Source organism: Burkholderia lata, from assembly GCF_902499335.1.
GTDB classification, from domain to species: Bacteria; Pseudomonadota; Gammaproteobacteria; order Burkholderiales; family Burkholderiaceae; genus Burkholderia; species Burkholderia lata_B.
Genome location: NZ_CABVQK010000028.1, coordinates 1 through 24,637 on the forward strand (window position 1 = coordinate 1; position 24,637 = coordinate 24,637).

Below are 24,637 nucleotides of genomic sequence, written 5' to 3' on the forward strand. Positions count from 1 at the left end.
TGCCGGCATTATCGCTGGCTCAGGCCCCGGCCGTTCCACTTATCTGGCTGTCCGATTTTGCGAGGCCACCTCTTTCTACGACCAGCCTATCATCCTGAACGAGCGGCAGGCAGGCGCAGCAATTGAGGGCGTCGTCCGGCAAAGCGCGACGAAGGACATTGCACAACTTGCAGTCGACACCCATGGATATACCGACTTCGCAATGGGCATTTCCCGGGCGCTTGGCTTCGATTTGCGCCCTCGACTGTCACACCTTCGCGACCGCCGCCTCCACGTGCCTCGCTGTCAGACGATACCGGCGTGGCTTGTAGGAATCACGGATCGAGACGTTCGGCTTGGGCTCATAGTTGACGTGTGGGACGAGTTCGTAAGGGTCGCGGCCTCTATCCGCTCAGGCCAATGTACAGCCGTCGAGGCGATTGCCAGATTCGGCTCGGCTGCCCGAGGGCAGGCTGTGTACGATGGCGGCGTTCAGATCGGCCGCTTGTTCAGAAGCATCTTTTTGATCGACTACTTCACCAACACTGCATTCCGGTCAGAGTTGCAACACGCGCTAAATCGAGGGGAGGCGGTGCATACCGTTCAGCGCGCAATCCATATCGGTCGTATTCCCGTGGAGCTTGCGCGGCGCCAAGAATCGCTCGCCGCCGTGTCGTCAGCGTTGACCCTGCTCTCGAACATCTTGATGGCGTGGAACACCACCCACATGCAACGAGCCCTCGAGAATATCGAAGCTGATCGAGATCAACCGATCGAAGCGGACCAGCTGCGGCGAATCGCTCCCACTCATATGGAAGGTATCAATTTGCGCGGCACCTTCAATTTCCCAGTGGCGCTCTATGCGAAGCGGATCCTGCCGAGTACCGCGGCCGACAACGCCATCGCATCAACCAGTCAGCGAGCCTAACAAGAAGGCCTGTCGAGCTGGCGGTGGTGGAATTTCGGGCCGACACAACCTGCCGACAAAGACCAACGACCTTCAAGCGAAGGGTAGACAGTATCGCTTTGATTTATATAGGTATTTATTTGGGGCCGCAAGGCAACGCCTTATTGGGCCTAACGGCCGCTGACCGGAAAAACGCGCGAAAATCAAAGGCACCCCTGCTTGGGGCGAGCGGTGACACCTTCCGCCGGCGATCCGGCAGACGGCCCCGAGCCCGGTTGATGGGCTCGCGCCGGTATGGCGAATGCACCTTGAAGACGTCGGCGTCGTTCGGATGCCCGGCCACATGACATCGCTCGACTATCAGAGTTCGCAGTTGCCGGACGTCGGGGATTGCTTTGTACTGGCGATGCTTCGCGCCGCCGTGCAGGAGCGAACGCATTCCCGGGATGGATTACCCGCCTTCATTTCGATCGAGCCGAGGAGGCTTTGGATGGTTATGTGGTTAATGCAGTTGGCCTTGATTCTCACCGCTTGCAGTTGCTTCGGCTGGCTGGCGCAACGGATGGGGCAGGCGAAGGTCGTCGGCGAACTGGCCGCGGGCATCGTACTCGGGCCCGCCGTACTGGGAGCGCTCGATATGCCTTTCTATCAGGCCATCTTCGGGCCGGCCGCGTCCGTCGGCCTGTCCCATCTCGGCGAGCTCGGCGTGATCGCGCTGATGTTCCAGATCGGTCTGCACATGAACCTCGGCGAGATGTCGAACCCCGGATCGCTGAATAAGGTGCCGGCCTCCGCCGTGGTCGCGCTGGCCGGCATGCTGCTGCCCCTAGTCGGCGGGATGTCGATCGGCTATCTGTCGCACGACGCACTCGCGCCGCACATCGCCGAGTTGCCCTATGTGCTGTTCTGCGGCGTCGCCCTGTCGGTTTCCGCACTGCCGGTGATGGCCAGGATCGTCGTGGACATGGATCTCGTCGACGTGCCGCCCTCGATGCTCGCGCTGTCCGCCGCGATGCTGACCGATCTGGTCGGCTGGGTAATGCTGGCGTTCGTCTCCACGGTGGCGATGGCGGGACCGGATGCGTCCGGGATATGGAAGGTCGTCGCCGGCATTGCCGTGTTCATGCTGATCTCGAAGATCGTCGTCCGCTTCATTGTGTTGCCGTTGGCAGCCGATGCCGTGAAGAATGCGTCGTCGGCGAAGTTGCTGAGTGTGGTCGTTCCGTATGTGTTGCTGTCGGCATGGGCCACCACGGAGATCGGCACCCATTCGGCGTTCGGCGCGCTGCTGGCCGCGGTGATGCTGCGCGATGTGCCGGGCCTTCAAGAGCAGTGGGAATTGAAGATGGAAGGCTTTGTAAACACGGTGCTGTTGCCGGTGTTCTTCGTCTATTCCGGGCTGTCCGTGACCTTCGAGAATTTTGACGGATCGTCGCTGTGGCTGTGGTTCCTGCCGTTCCTCTGCGTTGCGTTCGTCGGCAAGTTCGGTGGCGCTTACCTCGGCGCAAGAGTGTGCGGCCTGACCCGGCGAGACGCCGCGCTGGTCGGCTCGCTGATGAACACGCGCGGGCTCGTGGAACTGGTGGTTCTGGCCGCCGGCCTGCAGATCCACGCGTTGTCGCGGAGCTCGTATGCGGTTCTGCTGCTGGTTGCGCTGGGCACGACCGCCATGACGTCGCCCTTCATCAGATTGTGGCGGCGCGGCGCGTTGCGCCCGGCCTGACGCGCTTACACCCGGTTCCATCGGTCCGCAACCTCACCCGTTTCCCGACATGCATCGAAGATCAATCGTTGCCCACGACGGGCGAGAACTGAATGCGTTCATTTCCGTCGACCATCCCGGCGCGCCGGATGTCGTGGTCGTACTGCCGTTTGGCGCAAGGCAGGCGATGCTGGAGCGATGCTACGCCGCGCTCCGGCCGCATTTCAACGTCGTGACGTGGGAGTCGCGCTTCGTGCTGGACATCGAGCGGGATGCGCACACGGATGGATTTGCCGCGCACACGCATGCGAGCGATCTGGCCAGCGTGATCCGCGGCGCGCGACCGGGCGGCAGATCGGGGCCCGTCGACGTGATCGCCTATTGTTCGGGCGCGGGTGTCGCGATGTTGGCGGGGCTTCGCCATCCCGAGACCATCGCGCGCATGGTGCTGGTCAGCGGCGAATATCTGTTGCCGGCGGCGGTATCCGCGCCGACCGACGTTCAGCGGCAAATGGACATCCTGTTGTCGCTGGCGGCGCGCAGTCCCAAACTCGCCGGTTCGGTCCAGGAGAAAATCTCGGCGGCACAGTTGAGGAACCAGAACGAGTTCCAGGCGTTCCTATCCGAGCCGTTTTCATCCGGCCCGCATCTGCACAGGTACGGCATCAATTACCTTGCGTATCGTGACGTCGACCTGGTCGAGGTCGCGAAGAAAATCGAGCACCACGCCTTGTCGATCGTTGCGACGGAGGACAGGCATGTCGATCCGGCGGGGTCGCTTGCGATCGGCGAATGCTTGCGCCATAGCGCCGGCAGCGTGGCCATTTCGGGCGATCACTACGCGCTGTGCCGCGGCAATGCCGATGTCGTGAAGCATATCGTCGACTTTCTCGTCGCACATGAGGTCGACGCGTCGATGTGACTGCTTCGACTTCATGCGCGCCGCTTCGTCAGAGCATGCCCATCAGCGCGGCTTTGGCGACCGCATGGACCTTGTTGGCCGTGCCCAGCTTGGACACGATATTCTTGACGTGGAAATTAACGGTGCTTTCCGAAATGCTGAGAATGAGCGAGATCTCGTAGGCTGTCTTTCCGTCGGCAGTCCACTTCAGGACATCGGTCTCTCGCTGCGTAAGCGTCGGATCGAATTCGTCGCCGGCCGGAAGAAAAGGCGCCATCGCAAGGTGCGCGGCATGAGCCAGCCAGTGTACGGTGCTCTGATTGAGGATCTTCTCGGCAGGCTCGATCGGATCGCTGCTTCTGGACAAGGTAAGAATGCCGAGCGTGCCGTCTGCCCCCCTTGATACCGACGACCATCCGTGAGCGATGCCGAACGACAGCGCTTCGTCCCAGAACCGACTCCTCGACGCACCGTGCTGGGCGGACCACACCACCGGTTCGTCGCTGCAGATCGCCGCCTTGAAAACCGGGTCGATATTGATGAATTGCGCGTCTATATAGCGTTCCCGCCATCGAACCGGGCAGTTCGACACCATGACGATCTGGCGGTTGCAGATCGGAAAGGGCCGCCTCATCGCGTATGTCGCATACTCGAGGCCCAATGTCGAAGCCGCATGCGTCAAGACAGAATTGATGTGATCCGGATTTTCACTAGCGGAAAATTCATTCAGCCAAAATTTAATCAAAGCGTGCATGTCTGCATCCTCGCAAGCTCTCCCGGCGAACCGCTTCTATCTTCAATAGAGAAGCTGATTTCCCACGCTCCTGGGTAAGCATCAATAGCCACTCGCCCGATTATTGCGGTCGCGCTTGAAATCACCCTTGAAAGCAACCCATCCAACTGGGTTCGATGATTCACGTCCCCTCCTATTCAACGAGAATTAGATTTTTTCTTCACCCAGAATTTAACGATTCGCAAGTTTTAAGTATAACCGTTAAATTTGTCAGGAATGTAATTATTTAGGCACCCGGATCACTCATCTTCAACATATTTATGCGTAATGCCTGTTTTTGTTTACGCGAATGTATAAAATTAGCCACGACAACACGTTGTGGATGGTCTGGACGAGCGGGCCGCCGTCTAATTCGCTATGGAATCCTTCTGTTCTTCGCGCCAGGGTCGATCGATCCGAAGCAACGTCCACCGGCGTCGCCCGATCTGGCTTACCTTAGATGCACGCGCAACGACATGCGGCCTGTGATAGTTCATAGCTAGACATACACCGGAGCGGACGATAATTTTAATCGGCTTGAACCTCCTTCTTGACGCCCTCGATCAAGCGTGCACGACGTGCCATCCGTCATCATTTTTCAAGCCTACACACCACGCTCATCCAGTATCATCAAAGGACTCCAAATGAAACTGCGCAAACTGTCGTCCGCCCTCGGCGCGGAAATCATCGGGATTGATTTCTCGCATCCCCAGTCGCCCCAGGCCCGTGACGACATCGTCGGGCTTCTGGCGGAACATCAACTGCTGGTCTTTCCCGGACAGCGTCTGTCGTGCGAGCAGCAGATCGCCGCATGCCGGAACTTCGGTGCGCTCGAGCCGCATCCGATGACGACCAATACCTCCGCGTTTCCGGAAATCACCGTGGTGTCGAACGTGACGGTCGACGGCAAGCCGGTGGGCTATCCGACGCCGCCGTTCGAGCTGTGGCATTCGGATCTGTGCTATCTCGAGCATCCGGCGAAAATGACGTTCTTCTATGCCGAGTCAGTCCCGGAAGCGCATGGCGACACCTGGTTCGCCAACATGTTCGATGCCTATGAAACCCTGCCCGACGATCTGAAAACGGCGATCGAAGGCAGGAATGCGATCTTCAGCCTCGACGGCAGCCTGGTGAAGCGGTGCAGGAAGAAGGGCTTCGACCTCAACATCGCCGAGGAGGATTTCAAGCCGACGGTCTCGCATCCCGCGGTGCGCGCCCATCCGGAAACGCGCAAGCGCTCGATTTTCGTCAACTGGGCACATACGGATCGAATCGAAGGTTATTCGCCGGAGGAAAGCGACGACATTCTGGACCGCATCTTCACGCACTGTACGAACGAGGCGTTCATCTACCGGCATCGTTACGCGGCGGCGGATCTCGTGATCTGGGACAACGCGTCGTTGATCCACACGAACTCCCCGACGCCGCCCGTCGGCAACCGGATCATGCGGCGCGTGATGGTGACCGGCGCGAAGCCGTTCTATCTATAAACCCCCCAGCAGCCGGGATTCGACGATGTCGATCCCGGCTGCTGCCGCATCGCCCCGCTTCCGCCGCACGGCGAAACAGCAGGCAGGTTCCTTACTCGGACCCCGCGGGCGACTGCGTCCCCTCCAGGCCGGCGCCGGCCTCCCCGGGCAGCATGCAGCAGATTGCCGCGCCGACCAGCGCAGCCGCCATGATCAGGCTGCCCAGTGCATACCCCGACTGCCACTGCATCGCTGTCGCGAGCGTCGCCATGCCGGCGGCGATCACGAATTGCTGGAACCCGCAGATCGACGACGCCTCGTTCGACGTCGACCGGAACTGGTACAGCGCGGCGGAGAAGCACGGCGCGATCAGCATGCCGGTTCCCAGCTCCACCAGCGCAAACGCGGCGACCACCCGTGCCACGGCATCGGGTACCGTCGAGAAATACATGACGCCCGCACCGCCGATCGCGCAGCAAACGCAGGCCAGCCCCGTCAAGCCGGGCAGACCGATCCGTTTGCTGAGCCGGGGCGCCAGCAGCGCGCCGACGATTTCGGCCAGCGCGCACGAGACAAGCGCCGCCGAAAATGCGTTCTGCGTGACCGCGTGCTGGACCAGCAGGATCCCGGGCAGGAACGAGACGAAGCAGAAATTGATCGTCGTTCCGATCGAACACAGCACCGCGTATCGCCAGAATCGAGAGGAACCGATGATCGCGAGATAGGCCGTCCTGCCCGGCGTCGGCTCGGCTGGCGCGCGCGCATCGAAACGGCCCGTCGGCTGCACGCAGAACAGCAGGAGCGTGGCCAGCGACAGGCCGAGCAGCAGCAGGAACACGCTTCGCCACGAACCGGAGAACTGCAGGACCTGCGACCCGACCACCGGCGCGATCAGCGGCGAGATCATCGAGCAGACCGTCAGTGCCGTCACGCCACGCATGCTTTGTTGACTGTCCTGCGCGTTGTCGGTGATTGCCGCATACGACAAGGCCACGCAAACCGCCGTGGCGATGCCCTGGATGGCGCGGCACACAATGAACACGCGGATCTCCGACGTCAGTGCGCAACCGGCCGTCGCGACGACGAAAGCAATCAGCGCGATCAGGATCGCCCGCCCTCGCCCGACACGGCGCGCAAGCTCGCCGACCGCAAACTGCGACATGCCAAGACAGACGACGAACGCGCTGAGCGTCAGCTGGATCTCGCTGGCGGTGGCGCGCATCCCTGCCTGGAGGCTCTTCAGCGCGGGCAAGTACATGTCCATCGACAGCTGGCCGAGTGCCGCAATCGGGATCAGGATCAATACCAGCGCTTGATTGTGCTTCAGGTTCGTGCTCATGAATTTTTCGCGGGATTCGGCAATGCGGATCGCGGCGTGGCCGCGCGTCGAATCAGCAGGCTGAAGCCGTGTCGCCCTCCAGAGTCAGGCGCAGCATCGCGCCCGCGTTCGACGTGATGAAGAAATGGTCGCCGTCGAAGTCATGGAACCTGCACTCGCCGGTGGTCAACGACGCCCAGGCGCGCACGCCCTGCTCCGATATGCCGGGATCGGCGCGCCCATTGCAGACGAGAATCGGGCAGCGCAGCAGCGGCCGGTCGGGATTGAAGCGATAGGACTCGAACAGCCTGAAGTCGCAGCGCAGGATATCCATGAAATAGCGCAGCAACTCGGGGTTGCTGGTCAGGTCCCGCGGCATGCCATTCAGCGCGAGCACTTCCGCGCCGAACGCGTCGTCGTCCAGATGCGCGATCCGCCGTTCGTCGGCGATCACCCTCGGGGCGGATAACCCCGAGGCCACGATACGCGCGATCGGCGCGGCGCAGGCTGCGTCGTTGACGCGCATCGCCAGTTCGTAGGCAATCAGCGCGCCGAAACTGTGGCCGAGCAGAATGCGCGGAGGATCGGGCAACTTCAGGTAGTCGGCAGCGATCTCGTCGAGCAGCGCCGGCAGGTCGGTCGGCAGCGCTTCATGCGCACGCGCGCCGCGCCCCGGCAATTGAACCCCAGACAAACCGACGCCGTCCGGCAGATGTTGCTTCCAGCCGAAAAAGCGCTCGATGCTCGCGCCGGCCCACGGAATGCACAGGACATGGGCGCCGTGCGCGGACGGGCGGACCAGGTTCCTGATCGTACCTCCGATGTCCGGCGCGGTCGGCGGCGACATCTTCCGAGACAGTGCCGGCACATCACCGTTCGCGTGCGAGAACCGGTCGAGTCTAGGCGCGATGCTGGTCATGGCTTCTCTCCTGGATCACGGCCCGGTTCGAATACACCAGGAATTCGCACACCGGCTCGAAGCCCAGGCGCAGATACACATTAAGCCCGTCCGGGGACGCCTGCAACGCGGCCCGCTTTGCGCCGAGTCGCTCCCTGGCGTGCATCAGCACGAAATGCGTGGTGGCGGACGCGAAGCCGCGCTTGCGGACGGCGGCCGACGTGCTGATATCGAAAATATGCGCGGTGTCCCCGTCGAGATACATCGCGGCCGTGCTCACTGCCTCGCCGTCGATCTCGCCGACGAACAGCTTCAGCGGTTCCGCCGCGTCGATCGCCAGCGCCGCGACGTTCCGGTAGAACGCGTCGACGTACGCGTCGGGCGGATCGAACAGCGCGCCGATCAGGGCGCCGAATCGCGCGACGTCTCCCGGGGCGCTGATCTGGCGCACGCCGAACCCCGCCGGATAGTCGACGGGCGGCAGCCGGTCCAGCCCGGCGAGCATCCCGACGCTCGTTTCGTCTTCCAGGAAGCCATGCTCGCGGAGCACCTGTGGAAACGCGGGGTCGGCAAGCTCGCGACAGGTCCACCAGGCAGCCGGCAGGCCCGCATCGTTGAAGCGCTGCGCGATGCTCGCGGTCGCCGCCGCCTGAGGCTGACCGGCGGCCTTGCTGATCACCAGATTGAAGGTATCGGTCGCGAGTCCGCTGTCAACGACAGCATGGTCGGGATGCTCGTGCGCCTGCATCGTGCCGCCGATGCGGCGCGGAAAATAGGCGTTCTTCTTGATAATGCCGTCCAGCAGCGTGGCGATCTGCGTGGCAAGGTTCTGTCGGATTCGATTCATTCGGTCAACCTGCTTGCAACGGGATATCGATACAACCATTGAGCAGGCTGGCGTCGACGCCGGCCTGCCGGCAGGCGGCGATCATCTTCCGCGCCTCCTGCATCGCAAAGGAACTTTCGTCATATTCGAGACTGCTGATGAAGGTCAACCACGGCTCCTGGGCCATCGCGTAGATGAACACGCGCTCCGCGCCAATGATCTGCGCCAGCCGGAAGCCGGCGCGGGAGTCGGAGCCGTTGAGCCGCCGGCTGTCGTCCATCGAACGCGTCAGCTTCGTCTTCAGCATCGGGCCGTACAGCCACGAGACAGGCGCGCCCTCGCATTCCATGCCGATGAAGAGCGTGTCGATCTTTCCGTAGCGGCGCCGGACCTGCTCGTAGAGCCTGTCGTCGAGATTGTTGCTGTCGGCGACCATCAGCACCCGTCGCTCACCCGTTTCGACCATGAAACCGAGCTTGCTGCGAATATTCAGGTCGCCATGTTCGCCGAAAAACGGCAACGCGTGAAGCGTCCCGCCGCCCAGCCGTAACGTGTCGAATTCGCTCATCGTGATGACGTTCTCGAAGCCCAGCGCATGCGCGCTCTGCTTCAGCGAAGGATCCATCAGTTCGCCGGGCGTATTCTGCGGCACCACGATCTTCTTCACGCGGTCGCGAATCTGCAGCAACGTCTCCAGCACGAAATGATCGTGATGCGCATGCGTGATCACGACATAGTCGATCACGTCGGGCAGGTCGTCATACGTAAACCGGGGCGACTGGCCCGGAAACGGATAGCTGATCAGCGGATCGAACAGGAGGTTCTCGGCGCCGGTCTGGACCAGCACGCACGCGTGGCCGAAGTAGCGAACCCGGGCCTCGTGCCCGGCGCTCGGGCGCCGCTCGGGCGCGGTCTCCGAGAACAACGCGGCCACCGCTTCTGCGCGGACACCCTTCGAGCGCCGGTCCAGGATCGCCGCGAACTGCGCCTGGTCGAGCCCCTTCCAGCGCGATGCAGTCAGCGCGATCGCCAGGGGGGCCGAGAACGGGATGTCCAGCAGCACGTCGCCGCTGGTGTCGAGCCGAGGCGTGCTGAGACAGAACGGCCGGCTGTCGTCCCACAGCGGGGCGAGCGCGAAGGACTGCAGCTCCCGGGTGTCGTACTGGTCGTAGAACAGCCCTTCCAGCAGGCGCGGATAGGCGATGTTGCCTGCCTGGTAGGCGAGTTCGACGAGGCCGCGCAAACGCGGTGGAACCTGCTCGTAGAACGGCACGAGACTGTGTCCGTCCGCCGTGCCGAGCAGTGCCAGCAGCGCATCCAGATCGTCGGCCAGCTCGAAGAGGTGGGCGCCGGCGCGACGCGTCGCGTCGATCAGCGCTTCCATCGCCGGCACGTCGGCAACGCCGAGACCCTGCGCAAACGGGCCGCCGCGCATCTTCGGGTTCGCGGACGCCTTCTCGTGCAATGCCGCGTGCTTGACGAAGGACGTCATGATATTCAGGTGATGCCGCATCAGATAGGCGGCCGTGGGCGGATAGACCAGCCACGGATTCGCATGCCAGCGGTTCACCAGCGGCTCGATCTTGACGTTCTTCTTGAGGAAAAGAGTGCTCTTCACGGCTGTCTCGCTTCAAAGATTTTCAAATTTCTCGACTTCGATCTCACGCGGGCCCGCCGCCGCCAGCTTCGTCGGGCCCGCGTCCAGCCCAATGCGCTCGCCGATCAGGCGTGCCTGCCCGCTGACGCTGGGTTGGCTGTAGCAGTCCACCACGTGCATCGGCAGCGCGTGTTCCGAGATCAACTGCGACACGAACTGGCCGACCGTCAGCGAATCCGCGCCGTGCTCGAAAACGTTGTCGGTGCCGCGCAATGCCGGCGCACCCAGCAAGGTGCGCCATTGGGCCAGCAGCGTTGCTTCGAGCGCGGCCAGACTGGCCGGTCGCATTGCCGTCGCACCGGCAGCCGCGACGCGGCCGGTTGGTCCGGTGTCGCGCGGGGCGCGAGCAGGTTCGACCCAGTATCGTTGGCGGTCGAAGCGGTAGGTGGGAATCCGCGTCCGCCTGCTCGAGCCGGCACCGGTCGCGCGACCGAAGTCGACCGCGACGCCGGCGCGCCACAGCGCCGCCTGAAGCTGGCCGGCGCCGGCGCTAACCGCCACGCGCGGCGATCCCGGCAGCGCGATGCACAGTCGGCTGCCCGCGGCTGACAGCCGGACCGCTGCACCGGCGTCGAGCGCGATGCCCCACTCCGCGAGCCGCGCCCTGACGCCGTCGATCCCGAGCTGCGGCTCGACGCCCAGCAGCGTCGCCAACGCCGGCGCGTCACCGGCTTCGATCGCCACGCCGCCCACCGGCTTCGGGCTGAACTGGCCATGCGCCGCGCGGAGTTCGGCGAGCGCCTCATCCCGACTGGCGGCGCACACGGCCAGCCGGTGCTCGAACGCCTTCCGGCCGACGCGCGTCGAACAGGCGAAGTCCGCGAGCGCTGCCTCGTCGTCGAGGGCCTCGAGCGCTTCGATATACGCTTGCCGCAGCATCGACAACGACGTCGCGCTTTTCGCCGACGCGACGATGACATGCGGGCCGGGCCTGACGACAGCGGCACCCGCCGCCGGTCCTTCGGCGACGACCACATGCGCATTGGTGCCGCCAATACCGAACGAGCTGAGCGCCGCGCATCGCGGGCGCGCGCCGCGCGGCCACGCGACCGGCTCCGTATTGATCGCGAATGGCGCGTCGTCGAACGAAATGCGCGGACTCAGCTCGCGGAAGTGCGCGGTCGGCGGGATCACGCCGTGCCTGAGCGCGAGACACAGCTTGATCAGGCCGGCGAGGCCGGCGGCGGTATCCAGGTGGCCGAGCTGCGTTTTCAGCGCGCCGAGATGGCGGGTGCGCTTCGCGCCCGCCTGCGCGAAGACCTGATTGAGCGCGCGCGCCTCGATCGGGTCGCCGAGCGGCGTGCCGGTTCCGTGCGCCTCGACCAGATCGATGTCGTCGAACGCTGTTCCACTGCGGCGATATGCGGCGACGATCACGTCGGCCTGCCACTTCGGGCTCGGCGCAGTGAAACCCACCTTGTCGCGGCCGTCGTTGTTGAGCGCGGTGCCCTTGATCACGGCCCAGATCGGGTCCCGGTCCGCGAGGGCCTGCGCGAGCGGCTTCAGGACCACCGCACACGCCCCGTTGCCACGCACCGTTCCCGATGCGTCGCGGTCGAACGCGCGGCAGAAGCCGTCCCGCGAGCCGATCATGTTCTCCGCGAAGACATAGCCCGACTGCTGCGGCAGCGCGATCGACACGCCGCCGACGACCGCCATCTCGCAATCGCCGTGCAGCAGCGACAGGCACGCGTAGTGCAACGCGACCAGCGAGCTGGAACAGCCGGTCTGCACGTTGACGGCAGGCCCGTGCACGTTGAGGAAATAGGCGATCCGGGTGGCGAGGAAATCCTTGTCGTTCAGCATCAGCAGCTGCAATTGGCCGTGCCGCTCGCTGATCGCCGGATCGGACAGGAGATGCTTGATCAGGTATTGGCTCAGGCCCGAGGTGGCGAACACCCCGACGTTGCGCCCGGCGCAATCCGCGGCGCCGGCATCCTCCAGTGCCTCCCACACGATCTCCATCAGCACCCGGTGCTGCGGATCCAACAGGGTCGCTTCCGCGGCCGACAGGTTGAAGAACCCCGCATCGAACTCCTCGATGCCCGGCAGCACGCCGCGGCGGGCGACGTAGCGCGCCCGGTCCGCCTCGGTCAACTGCGCCAGCTCCGCCGCCACCTCGTGCGGCGCGAACGTCGACAGGCCGTCCTCGCCTGACATCAGCAGGGACCACAGCGCATCGACGTCGCGGGCGCCGGGCACGCGCGCGCTCACCCCGATGATCGCGATATCGACCGGACGTGCGTCCGGCACGCCGGCTGCGCACGCATCCATGTCACTGTGCAAGTGCGTCATGTTCGATCAGTCCGTGGAGGTAATCGGAGAGCATCGCGACCGTCACGTGTTCGAACAGATCGACAATGTCGATCTCCTTCTCCACGCCGTGATCCTTGAGCAGATTCGACAGCTTCTCGTAGACCGTCATGATCTTCAGCGAACTGCCGCCGACGTCGAAGAAGTTGTCATCGTCGCCGAACGCCTGGCTCCCGACCTCGTCGGCCCAGATCGCCCGTACCACCGCGCGAAAATCGATGTCGGCGACGTCGACCGACGCCGCCTCGCCGGCGGGCTCGAGCGGGTTCGACAGCGCGATCGAATCAAGACGGACAGCCGCGGGGGACGTCAATGCCGCGAGCACCTTGTCGAGGTTCGTGCAGATCCCGAGAACGACATCGCCGTCGTAGAGGTCGGTGTTGTATTCGACCAGCACGCGGTAGTCGCCCTCCTCCTTGCGCAGCGAGAACAGCAGGTCGTATTTCGCGACATGCCGATCGAGCAGCATGCGGCGGGCGGTCAGCGCCCCCATCGTCAGCACCTCGGCCTGCTCCGGCTCCAGGTTGACCATCACGCGAAACGCGGTGCGGCGCAGCGTATTGTTGATCTGCAACGCGTCGAACACGTCCTCGGTCGTCACGTTGCGGTGCGAATGCGCGTCCGCGAGCGTCGCCGACACGGCCTGCGCGAGCTGGTCGCCGTTCCACGCCGAGTCGATCAGCACACGCAGCGGCAAGGTGTTGACGAAGAAACCGACCAACTCGTGTTCCGTGAAATGATCTCGATTGGAAAAGAACGTCCCGATGCAGACATCGTCGCTACCCGACGCCTTCTGCACCAGGCAGGCCACTGCGGCCGTGAACAGCGCGAATGGCGTGAGCGCGCGCTGCGCGGCCGCCGCATCGAGCGTCCGGCTGATCGACTGCGGCACGGCATGAAAATGGAGCCGTCCGGCGAACCGTGACGCCGGCCGCACCGCCGGATCGACCAGATACGGGGTCGCGCCACGATAGTCCGCGAGCTTGCGCGTCCAGTACTCGAGGTTGGCGCTGAGCGTTTCGCCGGCCTGGCGGGACGCGGCTGCGTAGTCCGCGAATTGCCGGGCCGGCGCGGCGCCGATCGCCGCCGGATCGCCGCCTGCGTCGTACAGGCGTTGCAGCTCCGTGAACAGCAGGTTGAGCGCGCGGTCATCGACCGCGATGTGGTGAAACACGAAAACCAGCCGGCCCGCCGCCGCGTTGAAGCGAATGTCGGTCGCGCGCAGCATCGGATCGCGCCGCAGGTCGAACGGGCGCATGACCTCCTGCGCAATCCACTCATCCGCCTTCGCCTGCCGTTCGTCCGGCTGCATCGAGGTCAGCTCGAGCGTGCGCAACTCGAACGGCACGCGGCCCCCGACCCGGATCCTCAGGTTGCCGCTTTCCCACAGATAGTTGCTGCGCAGGATCGCGTGACGATCCATCAACTGCTGCAGGCAGCGTTCGAGCAACACGCGGTCCAGGACGCCCGCGTACTCGAACACCAGCGGCGCGTTGGACACCGCCCGGCCGCCCGGGCTGTTCTCGAGCAGCCAGATGCCGCGCTGCGCGGCCGTCGCGAAGCCTGCCTCGGCAGCGGCTGCGCCGCCGGCATCCGGCTCCGGTTGCAGGCCGCGTGCAGGCGGCGCGGTTTCAGGCGCTTTCCGGGTACGTTCCCGAATGATGGCCGCCAGCGCCTGGATGGTCCGGTGCTGGAACACGTCCGCGATGTTGAGCGGCACCGCGAATTCCTTCTGCAGCACGAAGGTCAGCTGGGCGCTGAGCAGCGAGTTGCCGCCGATCCGGAAGAAATCGGCATCTGCGGAGATGTCCTGCCGCGACATCAGTTTCGAAACGATACCCAGAACCTTGTCCTCGATGCCGTCGTCGGCCGGTGCCGCGCCGAACAGCGCGCCGGCGTACTGTTCGAGCCGGGTGCGATCGGTCTTGCCGTTGGTGTTCAGAGGAATCGCGTCGATCAACTCGATCCGCGACGGCACCATGAACGCCGGAATCTGCATCTGCAACTGATCCAGAACGGCGTCGAGCGGCGGGCAATGCGGTTGCGCGACGATCAGCGCCACCAGTTGATCGTTCCGCGCCAGATCGAGCACCTTCACCACGGCCGCGTCCGCCACGCCGTCGATGCTGCGCAGCGCGACCTCGACTTCGCCAGGTTCGATCCGCACGCCGCGCACCTTCACCTGCCGGTCGGCGCGCCCCAGATAGCGCAGCAGCCCGTCGCCGTCGTAGCTGCCGAGATCGCCGGTTCGATAGACGCGCCGCCCCTTCAGCGGGCCGTGATGGATCGTCGGAAATTTCTCGGCCGTCAGGTCGGCGTCATTCAAATAGCCCAGCGCCACCCCTGCGCCACCGAGCACGATCTCGCCGACCTCGCCCGGCTCGACCGGCGTCAGGTCAGCGGACAGGATGTACGCGTGCTTGCCCGGCAGCGAACGGCCGATGCTGACCGTACGGCTCGCGTCGTGGCACGGCACCGCGTAACCCGTCGAGTACGTCGTGTCTTCGGACGGGCCGTAGAGATTGAACACCCGGGCAACCTGCGGCGCCACGGCGTAGATATCGTCGACGAGATCCTGGTAAAGCGCCTCGCCGGCTAGGTTCACCACTTCCGTCCCCGGCGGGAACCGGCGATGACGCACCAGTTCGCGGGCCGCCGACGGCACCGTGTTGATCATGCTGACGTCGAAGCTCGCCCCTTCGTCCAGCAACTGCAGGATCGTGTCGACCAGCACCACCTTGCTGCCCGTGCACAGCGTGCAGATCAGCTCGAACACCGACAGGTCGAACGTGATCTGCGTGGACGCCAGCACCGAACGCCGCTGCGTGTCGGTAAACGATGACCTGTACCAGTCGATCAGGTTCGCAAGGTTGTGCTCGCCGATCAGCACCCCTTTCGGGGTACCGGTGGACCCCGACGTAAACACGACGTACACGGGCGCATCGGCCGGGCGCTCGCCGGCGGGCTGCCAGTCGGCCGGCGCCGTGTCGCCGGCGGGCAGGATGATCTTGCCGCACGAAGGCGGCAGTTGCGCGGCCAGCTCCGCGGTCGTGACGACCTGCCGGATGTCGTGCGCGACGATGATGTCGCGCAGCCGTTCAGGCGGATATTTCTCGGTCAGCGGTACGTAGACGGTGCCCGCGCCAAGCGATGCCAGGATCGTCGCGGGCAGCCGGACGTCGCGCGGCAGGAAAATGCCGAGCAGCGCGCCGGGCGTCACGCCCGCGGCGGCGATGCGCGCGCCGATCGACGTCGTCATGTCATGCAACGTCGCGTAGGAAAGGCGGTCCTGCCCGCACTCCAGCGCGATCGCTTGAGGGTGGTTGCGGCAGACTTGCTGGAATTGGGCGAAAGCTGAGTGAGTCATTATGCGGCTCCATCGGAATTGAATGTCTTGTTCATCGCACCCTTAGTCGACCTCGAGCTGGGCCGCCTTTTCGAGCAGCTTCGTTTCGATATGCTCGACCAGCAGGCCCAGGGTCCTGATTTCGTAGATGATCATGGCGTGCAGGCTGACGTCGTAGCGGTCCTTGACCATCGACACGAACTGGACCGCGCTGAGCGAGTGCGCGCCCAGTTCGAGCAGCCCCTCCTCCCATTCGACGTGCGCGACGCCCAGGATGCGCGCCCAACTCGTCTCGACGAATCGATGTGCGTCTGACCGGTACGGATAGTCGTCGTCCGGCGCGGCGGCCAGCGGCGCGGACGCCACGTCGCGCAGCCGCGCGAGTTCCGTGACCTTGCTGACTTCCCCCCAGCGCTCGAGCACCGAGTCGAAATCGATCGTGGAAATCACCAGCCGGGGGCCGAAATTCCAGTGCAGGATGCGGTCGTACACCGCCGCGATCTCGCGTTCGGTCATGTGGTTGCGCATGTGCTCGCGGCTCAGGTCCGCGAATTGCGGCAGCACATTGGGGCGGCCGAGCCGTTCCGCGTTGACCGCGCCCCAGTTGGTCGAGCAGATGTCGCCCAGCGACGCCGCCAGCGTGGTCTGGGCCACCGCGTCGACGAACGCGTTAGCCGCCGCGTTGTCGATCTGGCCCAACCCGCCGATGATCGAGTTCATGCTCGAACAGAGCACGACCTTGCTCACCGGATTGCGCGTCAGGTACGACAACAGGTTGCAGGTGCCATACACCTTCGCGCGGAACACCTTCGAGAAATGGCCGATGTCCTTGTTCTCGATCATGCCGTTTTCGACCAGCCCGGCGGCATGGATGATGGAATGGATAACCCCGTAGCGTTCGCGCGCGTCGTCGAGCGCCGCGTCCACCTGCTGCGCGTCGCCGATGTCGCATTGCGCCAGCTGCACCGTCGCGCCGGTCCGCTCGATCCTGCGAATCCGCTCGATCTTCTTCGAGTAAGGATGGTCGGGACCGTGTTCGGCGATCCATGCCGGCCACGCGTCGCGGCCGACGAAGCGCTTCGAATTGACCAGCAGGAGCCGGCACGGCGCACGGCTGGCCAGGTATTCGGCGACACTCAGCCCGAGCTCCCCGAGTCCGCCGAACACGACGTAGACGCCGGCCGCCCGCACCTCGGGCTCGCACGCGGCGGGGACGGCAAAGCGCTGATACGTGGTCTGCCACCGCCGGCCGCGGCGCAGCACCACGAATTCGTTCGCGGGGATGAGCGGCGCGAAGAACTCCAGGCCGAGCTGCACGGCCGAATCCGTGGCGTTGAACAACTCGTGCGACGGGATATCGACGATCCGGCAGTCGACGAGCGGATATTCCTTCTGCAAGGTCCGGCTGATGCCGAGCACGGTCGCCTTGTCCGGGTTCACCTCGTCCTGCGGCGTCAGCGCGGCCATCTGCGACGCGGCGACGATGACCGAGCACGCAGCGCCCCCGACCGTCACTCGGTGCAGCGATCGCGCGAAGAAAATCAGGCTGAACAGGCCGAGCGTCTGGCAGCGCTCGAAATTCGCCGGCGTGCCATCCCATTCCGCTTCGGCCGCGAGCCACGCGTGCACGACATGGCGCGGCAGGCAGCCGCGCTCGTCGAGCGCTTCGAGCAGCCGCTGGTAATCCTGCTCCGACGCGGGATCGATGCAATACGTGGTGTCGTCCAGCTGCGCGAATGCATCGCCCGGAACCACGTGAATGGCTCGCGTCGTCGCGGCCCACGGCGCGTTGAGCCGATGCGCGCGATCGTTGGCGAACACCAGCAAGGCAGCATCCGCCGGTTCGGCGACGCATCGCGTCCGCGCCGCGAGCGCGGCTGTTTCGCGCCACGTCGGCTTGTAGAACCATTGACCGATATCGTCGATCTTCCGGTTACGGCGCTCGGCCTCGGTCGCGACCGACAGCCACTGGACCTTTCTGGCGAACGCGTAGGCCGGCAGCGAGACCTTGCGCCGCGCCTCGTCCGCGTAGTACGCCGGCCAATCGACCGTCATGCCCGCCGCCCAGCAGAACGCGAGGATGTCGGCCAGGAAGCGCCCTTGCAGCGCGGGCGTACCGAGCTCGATCGCGTTCGATGCGACTTGCAGGCGCGCGGTGTCCGACAGCGTCAGCAGCACATCCGACGGCGCCGCGTCGACCGGCGCTTCGGCGAGCAAGCGCGTGATTCCGTCGTCGCCGTGTGCGCTCAGGCGCTCGACGAGATCCGCGGGCAACGTCACCGGTTGCCGCGGATGCGCCGCGATCCCGAGCCGCCGAAGCTGCGCCGCCAGCAGCACCGCATACACCGCCAGGCGTTGCGGCCCATCGTGATGCGCCACCGCGTCGAGCAACGGCGCGTACCGGCCCGCGTCGCCCTGGCGAACGGCTTGCCATGCCGCATCCGCGTCGGCCGGCCGCACCGCCACGAGCAGCCGGCGCGGTGCGCCGTCGGTCGCGTGCAGCGTCGCCGCGGCCAGCTTCTCCGCAGCTTCGCCGGCGCCGGCCGCGGCAATCGCGAGCCGGTGAGGAAATGCCTTGCGCCCCACGTTGGACGTGTAGCAGAGATCCGCGAACGCCGGACAGGCTTCGTCCCGCAGGAACGCCACGTACTTCGCGCGGAGCGCGTCCAGCGACTCGGCGGAACGCGCCGACAGCGTCACGCAGTAGGCGTCTTTCGTCGCGGGTAGCGGTTCGAGCGGCGGCGCCTCCTCGAGGATCGCATGCGCATTGGTGCCCCCGATCCCGAAGCTGCTCACGGCGGCCAGCCGCCTGGCGTCCGACACCCACGCACGCGTGCGCGCGTTGACGTGAAACGGACTGTTCTCCAGCCCGAGGCGCGGGTTCGCCTTCTCGAAGCCCAGCGACGCGGGCAGCGTTCGATAGCGCAGCGACAGCGCGGTCTTGATCACACCGGCGACGCCTGCCGCGACGTCGATATGTCCGATATTCGTCTTGACCGAACCGATCGCGCACGTCGCTTCGCGCGTCCCCGCCTGCGCGCGCCGCTCGCCGGTATAGGCATGCGTCAGCGCGGCGATCTCGATCGGATCGCCCAGCGACGTCCCGGTCCCGTGTGCCTCGACATACTGGATCTGCTCGGGGCCAACGTCGCTCGCCTGCAGCGCGTCGCGGATCACGGCGCTCTGGCCGGACACGCTGGGCGCCGCATACCCGACCTTGTCCGAGCCGTCGTTGTTGATGGCGCTGCCCTTCAATACTGCATAGATCTGGTCGTGGTCGCGCAACGCGTCGTCAAGGCGCTTCAGCACGACCAGCCCCGCGCCGTTGCTGAACACCGTGCCGGCCGCCTGTTCGTCGAACGCGCGCACCTGCCCGTCGGGAGAGAAAAAACTGTCCTGGCTGTAGAGATAACCACGCGTATTGGGCACGTTGATCGAACAGGCGCCGGCCAGCGCCACGTCGGCCTGATAGCTCAGCAGGCCCTGACAGGCCTCGTGAATCGCGACGAGCGAGGTCGAGCAGGCGGTCTGGACATTGACGCTCGGCCCCTTCAGATCCAGCAGGTAGGACAGCCGGGTCGTCAGGTAATCGCTCAAATTGCCGAACAGGATGCTTTGCCCGTCCCGGTCGAGATCCACTTCATCGGACCGGAATACGACCGTATGCAGGTAACTGTTCAGGCTCACGCCCGCGTAGACGCCGACCCGCCCGACGTGCGCGCCCGGCACGTAGCCGGCGTCCTCGAACGCATGCCACGCCAGTTGCAGGAACACCCGCTGCTGCGGGTCCATCAGCCGCGCGTCGTGATTGCTGATCCCGAAGAATTCGTTGTCGAACAGCTCGATGTCGCGCAAGCGGCCGCCGACCGGCACGTAATGCGCCGACTCGAGATGCGCGGGATCGACGCCGGCATCGAGCAACTCCTGCTCGCTGTAACGTTCCAGCGAGCACCGGCCGGCTTCCAGGTTCCGCCAGAACTCGTGAATATTGGAAGCGCCCGGAAATGCTCCGCTCATCCCGATGATCGCGACGTCAAGATTGTTCAATTTTCGACTCCATGCCATGCTTGCGGCTTTGGTAATAGTTGCGGCGCAGACGCTCCGTCCGCCTGTCGGCAGCGGGCGCCGTCGGCGTTTCCCGATCCTCGTCTCCGCCTTCGTCGACGACGCGGGTCGCCTCAGGTTGCCTGGCTTCAGCCAGGCGTTCGATGGTCGGGAACTTGAACATGTCGACCGCCGACAGATCCCAGTCGAGGGTCTGGTTGATCTGATCGATCAGCTTCAACGCGATCAGCGAGTGGCCGCCCAGTTCGAAGAAGTTGTCGCGGACGCCGACCGGCTCGACACCAATGCATTCGCCCCACAGCTTCGCGAGTGCCTGCTCGGTGCGCGTGCGCGGCGGCACCATGTCGTCCTTCAATTGGGGACGCGGCGCGACAACCTGCCGGACGTCGGGGGTAGCGTCGCGCTCGGACAGCACCCAATTCCGGTAACGCCCGACGAGGTCGCCGCTCGCCACGATGACGTGTGCGGGCCAGTCCAGCGCCGCGAGACGTTCCAGCACGGACAGCCCCTCCTGCTCACTGATCGCGTAGTGGTCGATGCCTATGTCGTCGTTCGATTCGTCGCGCGTGTCCTTGAAGAACTCCCACGCGTCCCAGTCGATCACGCTCCATTCGCAGTCCGAACGGCTCGCCGACCGCGCATAGGCATTCAGCAGGCAATGGGAGGCGGCGTAGCCGAACAGCCCGATCCCGCCGAGCGTCGCGGAGATCGACGAGACGATCATCACGCGTGGAATCCGCAGCGCCCGGGTCAACGCGTGCAGGTTCGCGCACACGCTGAGCTTCGGCGAGACGAGTGCGTCCAGGTAGGCCGCATCGGTGTCCGCGAAGGTTCGGTAGTGCATGTCGGCCGGTGCGCCCGCTGCATGGACAACGAGATCGATCGGGCCGAGTATCTGTACGATCGACTGCGCGGCGCGCTCGAGCTGCTGCGGATCGGTCGCATCGGCATCGACGAACTCGATCCGGCGGCCGGCCCCGACCATGCGTTCGAACAGGCCCTTGCGGCGCCTGACGGCGCGGTCCGATGCGGCCGACGGCTCGCGCAGCGTCTTCGCGAACGCGGTGGCGTGGCGGCTGACGATCGCGACATCCGCGCCGACGACGATCGAGAAGAAGGCGGCGTAGATCATCCCGACATTGCCCACCCCGCCGACGATCAGCACGGTACGAGGCGGCTTCGACAACGCCGCGTCCTGCTCGGGGCCGCCGCCGCGACGCGGGCCGCTGCGGCACAGCTTCCGCTCGACTAGCTGGTCGCGCTCGACCCGGATGAAGCGCGCCGATGAATGCAGGCACGCGTCGGCCAGCAAACCGGCGGCGCGGTCGCCGGATTCCGGAGCGTCGGCGGCGTCCAGCAACGCCGCGTCGATCTGGATCGCCCGGCAGGTCACGCGGGGGAATTCCTGCTGCACGACCGTCGCGAAGCTGTCGACCCACGCGGCGCCGGCGGACGGCATGGCATCGTCGCCGGGGACGTCGGCGACCGCGACCAGCGTGATGTCCAGCGTGCCGGGCACCGCCGCGCGCAACGTATTGAACGTGCGCTGCATCGAGAGCATGTCCGCGAACAGATGACCGCACGCCGCCGGCACACCGGGCGCCGCCACCACCGCGCGCGTGACCGCGCCGCGCGCCGGTGCGTCGCCCGTCTTCGCAAAGCGCTGCCGCAACGCGGCCTCGAACGCTTCGGGCCGTGAAGCGTCCAGCACGACCCACTCGCCCGCCTGCTTCGCGAGTCGCTCGGCGAGCCGGCCGGCATGCCGGCTGCCGTCGCCGATCAGCAGCACCGGCGCCACGGACGGGGATCGCGCCGCGACGGCGCCGATGTCCGGCAGAGGCGCCCAGTCGTACGCATAGAACCATTGATCGAGATCGTCCTGCTTCCGGTAGGCCGGCGCCTGCGCGACGACCTCGCGTTTCGCCGGCGCGTCGATCCAGCATGAGATCTCGTCGAGCGGATGCGGGGCCAGCGGCACGACGTTGCCGCGTGTCGCGCCATAGAGCGGCTCCCATTCGACGGTCATGCCGTTTGCCCAGCATTGGGCAAGCAGCGTGTCGAGCCCCGCCGTTTCGTCGTCCGGCAGGACGACCGAGAAGTGCCTGACGTCGGGCAGCGTCAGCCTCCCCAGCGCATTGGCGATCGACTTGCCTGGCCCCGCCTCGACCCATGCGCCCGACGGCACGAGCGAGGCCAGCGTCTCCAGGCAAGCGTTGAATCGCACCGTGCGCCGCAAATGATCGACCCAGTAAGCGGCGGTCGCGAACCGTTCCGGCAGGTCGGCGCGCCCGTCGAGGTTGGAGACGATCGGGCTGCGCGGCACTTGCAGCGCGACGCCGTCGAATGCCGCCGCGAATTCGCGGCTGCTGGCATCCATCAGGTACGAGTGGAACGCGTGCGAGGTCGGCAGCCTGACTGCGTGAAGCCGCGCCGCTGCGAGGCGAGGCGCCAGCGCGTCGATGTCCTGCTCCGTGCCGCCCACGACACAGGACATGTCGCTGTTGACGACGCACAGCGACAGCCTCTCGTGCAGAAACGCGCTGACCTGCTCCTCGGCGGCCAGCACCGCCAGCATCGCGCCGCGCGGCGCGCGGCTCATGATCCGCGAGCGGGTGGCGACAATCGGCACAGCATCCGCCAGTTCGAACACGCCGGCAAGCGTCGCAGCCACGTATTCGCCGATGCTGTGCCCGACCATCGCCGCGACCGGCAGCCGCATCGCCAGCAGCGTCGAACCCAGCGCATATTCAAGCGCAAACAGGTACGGCTGCAGCGCGGCGGTGTCGCGAATCTCGGCCTCTCCCGCGTTCAGCAGCGCGCGCGGATCCGTGCAACCCGCGCGCACGAAGCGGTCGGCACAATCGTCGAATACCGAGCGGAAATGCCCGCCGCGTTCGTAGAGCGCGCGGCCCATGCCGGGAAACTGGTTGCCCTGCCCGGGAAACAGCAGCGCAACCTGCCCATGGCGCCAGTCGGCCGTCGGCGCCACCCGGGTCGGGTCGGCGCACGCGCGGCCGGATACGAGCGCGCGCTTCTCCGCGTAATGCCGCTGGAACAGCTGAGAGGTGTAACGCGCATCCCCGAGCGCAAGCGTGCGGCCGGACAGCGCGCGCTCGACCGCCTGCTCGAGCGACGCCAGCGCCGCCGGCGTCTGCGCGGACATCAGCAGCGGGCCCGCATCGACGCGGTGTGTCAGGTCCCGGACCGGCGCCTCTTCGAGAATGACGTGGGCGTTGCTGCCGCCGACGCCGAGCGCGCTGACGGCGGCGCGCCGGGGCTGCTCCGCGGCGGCGGGCCACGGTTCGGGCGCGGTCGGGATATAGAACGGCCCGTCGTCGAGCGCGAGATTCGGGTTGGCCTGAGCGAAGCCCGCGAGCGGCGGCTTGACCTGGTGCTTGAGACACAGCGCCGCTTTCAGCACGCCGACCAGGCCCGCGGCGACGTCCGTATGGCCGATGTTCGCCTTCACGGAACCCAGTGCGCAATGCGCGCGGACGCCGCCTGACCCGCCGTACGCATCCTTCAGCGCCTGGATCTCGATCGGGTCGCCGAGTGCGGTGCCGGTCCCATGCGTTTCCAGATAGCCGATCGTGGCGGGCGCAACGCCGCTGCGCTCGTACGTGCGCCGGATCGCCTCGCTTTGTCCCGCGACGCTGGGCGCGGTGAAACCCGATTTGCGCTGGCCGTCGTTGTTGACCGCCGAACCGCGAATCACGCCGAGGATGTCGTCCCCGTCGCGGCGCGCGGCGGACAGCGCTTTCAGCGCGAGCACGATCGCGCCGTTGGTGAACACCGTGCCCGTGGCGCGGGCGTCGAACGGACGGCATACGCCGTCCTTCGCCAGCACGCCGTCCCGCTGGTACAGGTAGCCTTCCTTTTGCGGCGTGCGGATCGCCGCGGCGCCGACGAGCGCCATCCGGCACTGTCCGGTCAGAATGGCGACACGCGCCGTGTGCAACGCCTGCAGCGCCGACGAACAGCCCGACTGGATCGACATCGCCGGGCCGTGCAGGTCCAGCTTGTACGCGATCCGGGTGGACGCACAGTCGCCGCTGTTGCCGAATACCACATCGGACAACGGCACCCTGTCGGGCGGCTGGGTCATCAGGTTGTTCAGCAGGTAGTGCGGAAACCCCACCGACACATATACGCCGATCTCGCGGTGTGCCGCCCCGACCTGCTCCAGCAACTGGTGCGCCAAGGTCAGCAGCACGCGCTGCTGCGGATCGATCGCCTGGGCTTCGCGGAACGTATAGCCGAAGAAGCGGTAATCGAACCGGTCGATGTCATTCAGCACGCCGGCGCGCCTGACATAGTCCGGCTGCGCCAGCGCCGCCGGATCGGCGCCCGCGTCGAGCAGTTCGGCGTCGGACAGAGACGCGATGCAGTCCCGCCCGGCGAGGACGTTCTGCCAGAACGCGTCGACGGTGTCGGCGCCCGGCAAGCGCAATCTGGATCCAATCAGTGCCACCTGTTCCATGTTT

At 65.6% G+C, this 24,637-nt stretch carries 13 protein-coding genes; 4 read left to right on the top strand and 9 right to left on the bottom strand.

What is annotated here, in order from left to right; all coding sequences use genetic code 11:
- From BCO18175_RS39660 to BCO18175_RS39670, 3 genes are all read left to right on the top strand, one after another.
- Nucleotides 1-907: Tn3 family transposase (locus tag BCO18175_RS39660; RefSeq protein WP_254608250.1), on the top strand; the 907-nt coding region annotated here is incomplete at its 5' end.
- Between the two features lie 469 nt (nt 908-1,376).
- On the top strand, nt 1,377-2,609 hold the full coding sequence (locus tag BCO18175_RS39665; protein WP_174989214.1) for a cation:proton antiporter: 1,233 nt from the start codon (nt 1,377-1,379) through the stop codon (nt 2,607-2,609).
- 49 nt (nt 2,610-2,658) lie between these two features.
- The gene (locus BCO18175_RS39670) at nt 2,659-3,510 is read left to right on the top strand and encodes an alpha/beta fold hydrolase (protein ID WP_174989177.1); all 852 of its coding nucleotides are present in this window, start codon (nt 2,659-2,661) and stop codon (nt 3,508-3,510) included.
- Between the two features lie 28 nt (nt 3,511-3,538).
- On the opposite strand, the gene BCO18175_RS39675 is transcribed toward BCO18175_RS39670, so the two are convergent.
- Nucleotides 3,539-4,243 carry a LuxR family transcriptional regulator gene (locus BCO18175_RS39675; RefSeq protein ID WP_174989179.1) on the bottom strand — a complete coding sequence of 235 codons (705 nt, stop codon included), beginning with the start codon at nt 4,241-4,243 and terminating at the stop codon, nt 3,539-3,541.
- A gap of 662 nt (nt 4,244-4,905) precedes the next feature.
- Between BCO18175_RS39675 and BCO18175_RS39680 the strand changes: the two genes are divergently transcribed.
- Entirely contained in the window at nt 4,906-5,751 is an 846-nt protein-coding gene (locus BCO18175_RS39680) for a TauD/TfdA dioxygenase family protein (RefSeq protein ID WP_174989216.1), read from the top strand.
- A gap of 91 nt (nt 5,752-5,842) precedes the next feature.
- Here the strand turns inward: BCO18175_RS39680 and BCO18175_RS39685 are convergent, their stop codons facing one another.
- From BCO18175_RS39685 to BCO18175_RS39720, 8 genes are read right to left on the bottom strand one after another with little or no spacing between them, the layout of a single operon-like run.
- On the bottom strand, nt 5,843-7,069 hold the full coding sequence (locus tag BCO18175_RS39685) for an MFS transporter (RefSeq protein WP_174989181.1): 1,227 nt from the start codon (nt 7,067-7,069) through the stop codon (nt 5,843-5,845).
- A gap of 52 nt (nt 7,070-7,121) precedes the next feature.
- Nucleotides 7,122-7,967, bottom strand: a complete 846-nt coding sequence (locus BCO18175_RS39690; protein ID WP_174989183.1) for a thioesterase II family protein — start codon at nt 7,965-7,967, stop codon at nt 7,122-7,124.
- Nucleotides 7,948-8,793 carry a GNAT family N-acetyltransferase gene (locus tag BCO18175_RS39695; RefSeq protein ID WP_174989218.1) on the bottom strand — a complete coding sequence of 282 codons (846 nt, stop codon included), beginning with the start codon at nt 8,791-8,793 and terminating at the stop codon, nt 7,948-7,950. Before BCO18175_RS39695 ends, BCO18175_RS39690 begins: the two co-directional genes overlap by 20 nt.
- Before the next feature lie 4 nt (nt 8,794-8,797).
- The gene (locus BCO18175_RS39700) at nt 8,798-10,390 is read right to left on the bottom strand and encodes an MBL fold metallo-hydrolase (protein ID WP_174989185.1); all 1,593 of its coding nucleotides are present in this window, start codon (nt 10,388-10,390) and stop codon (nt 8,798-8,800) included.
- A gap of 12 nt (nt 10,391-10,402) precedes the next feature.
- The gene (locus tag BCO18175_RS39705) at nt 10,403-12,724 is read right to left on the bottom strand and encodes a beta-ketoacyl synthase N-terminal-like domain-containing protein (RefSeq protein WP_174989187.1); all 2,322 of its coding nucleotides are present in this window, start codon (nt 12,722-12,724) and stop codon (nt 10,403-10,405) included.
- Nucleotides 12,705-16,109 (bottom strand): non-ribosomal peptide synthetase, encoded by a 3,405-nt coding sequence (locus BCO18175_RS39710; RefSeq protein WP_174989189.1) that lies wholly within the window; start codon nt 16,107-16,109, stop codon nt 12,705-12,707. The genes BCO18175_RS39705 and BCO18175_RS39710 overlap by 20 nt, the downstream gene beginning before the upstream one ends.
- A 42-nt stretch (nt 16,110-16,151) precedes the next feature.
- Complete coding sequence (locus BCO18175_RS39715) at nt 16,152-20,135, bottom strand: SDR family oxidoreductase (RefSeq protein ID WP_174989191.1); 3,984 nt, start codon at nt 20,133-20,135, stop codon at nt 16,152-16,154.
- A complete protein-coding gene (locus BCO18175_RS39720; protein ID WP_174989193.1) occupies nt 20,122-24,633 on the bottom strand; it encodes a type I polyketide synthase in 4,512 nt (1,503 codons plus the stop codon). Before BCO18175_RS39720 ends, BCO18175_RS39715 begins: the two co-directional genes overlap by 14 nt.
- Nucleotides 24,634-24,637 lie beyond the last annotated feature (4 nt).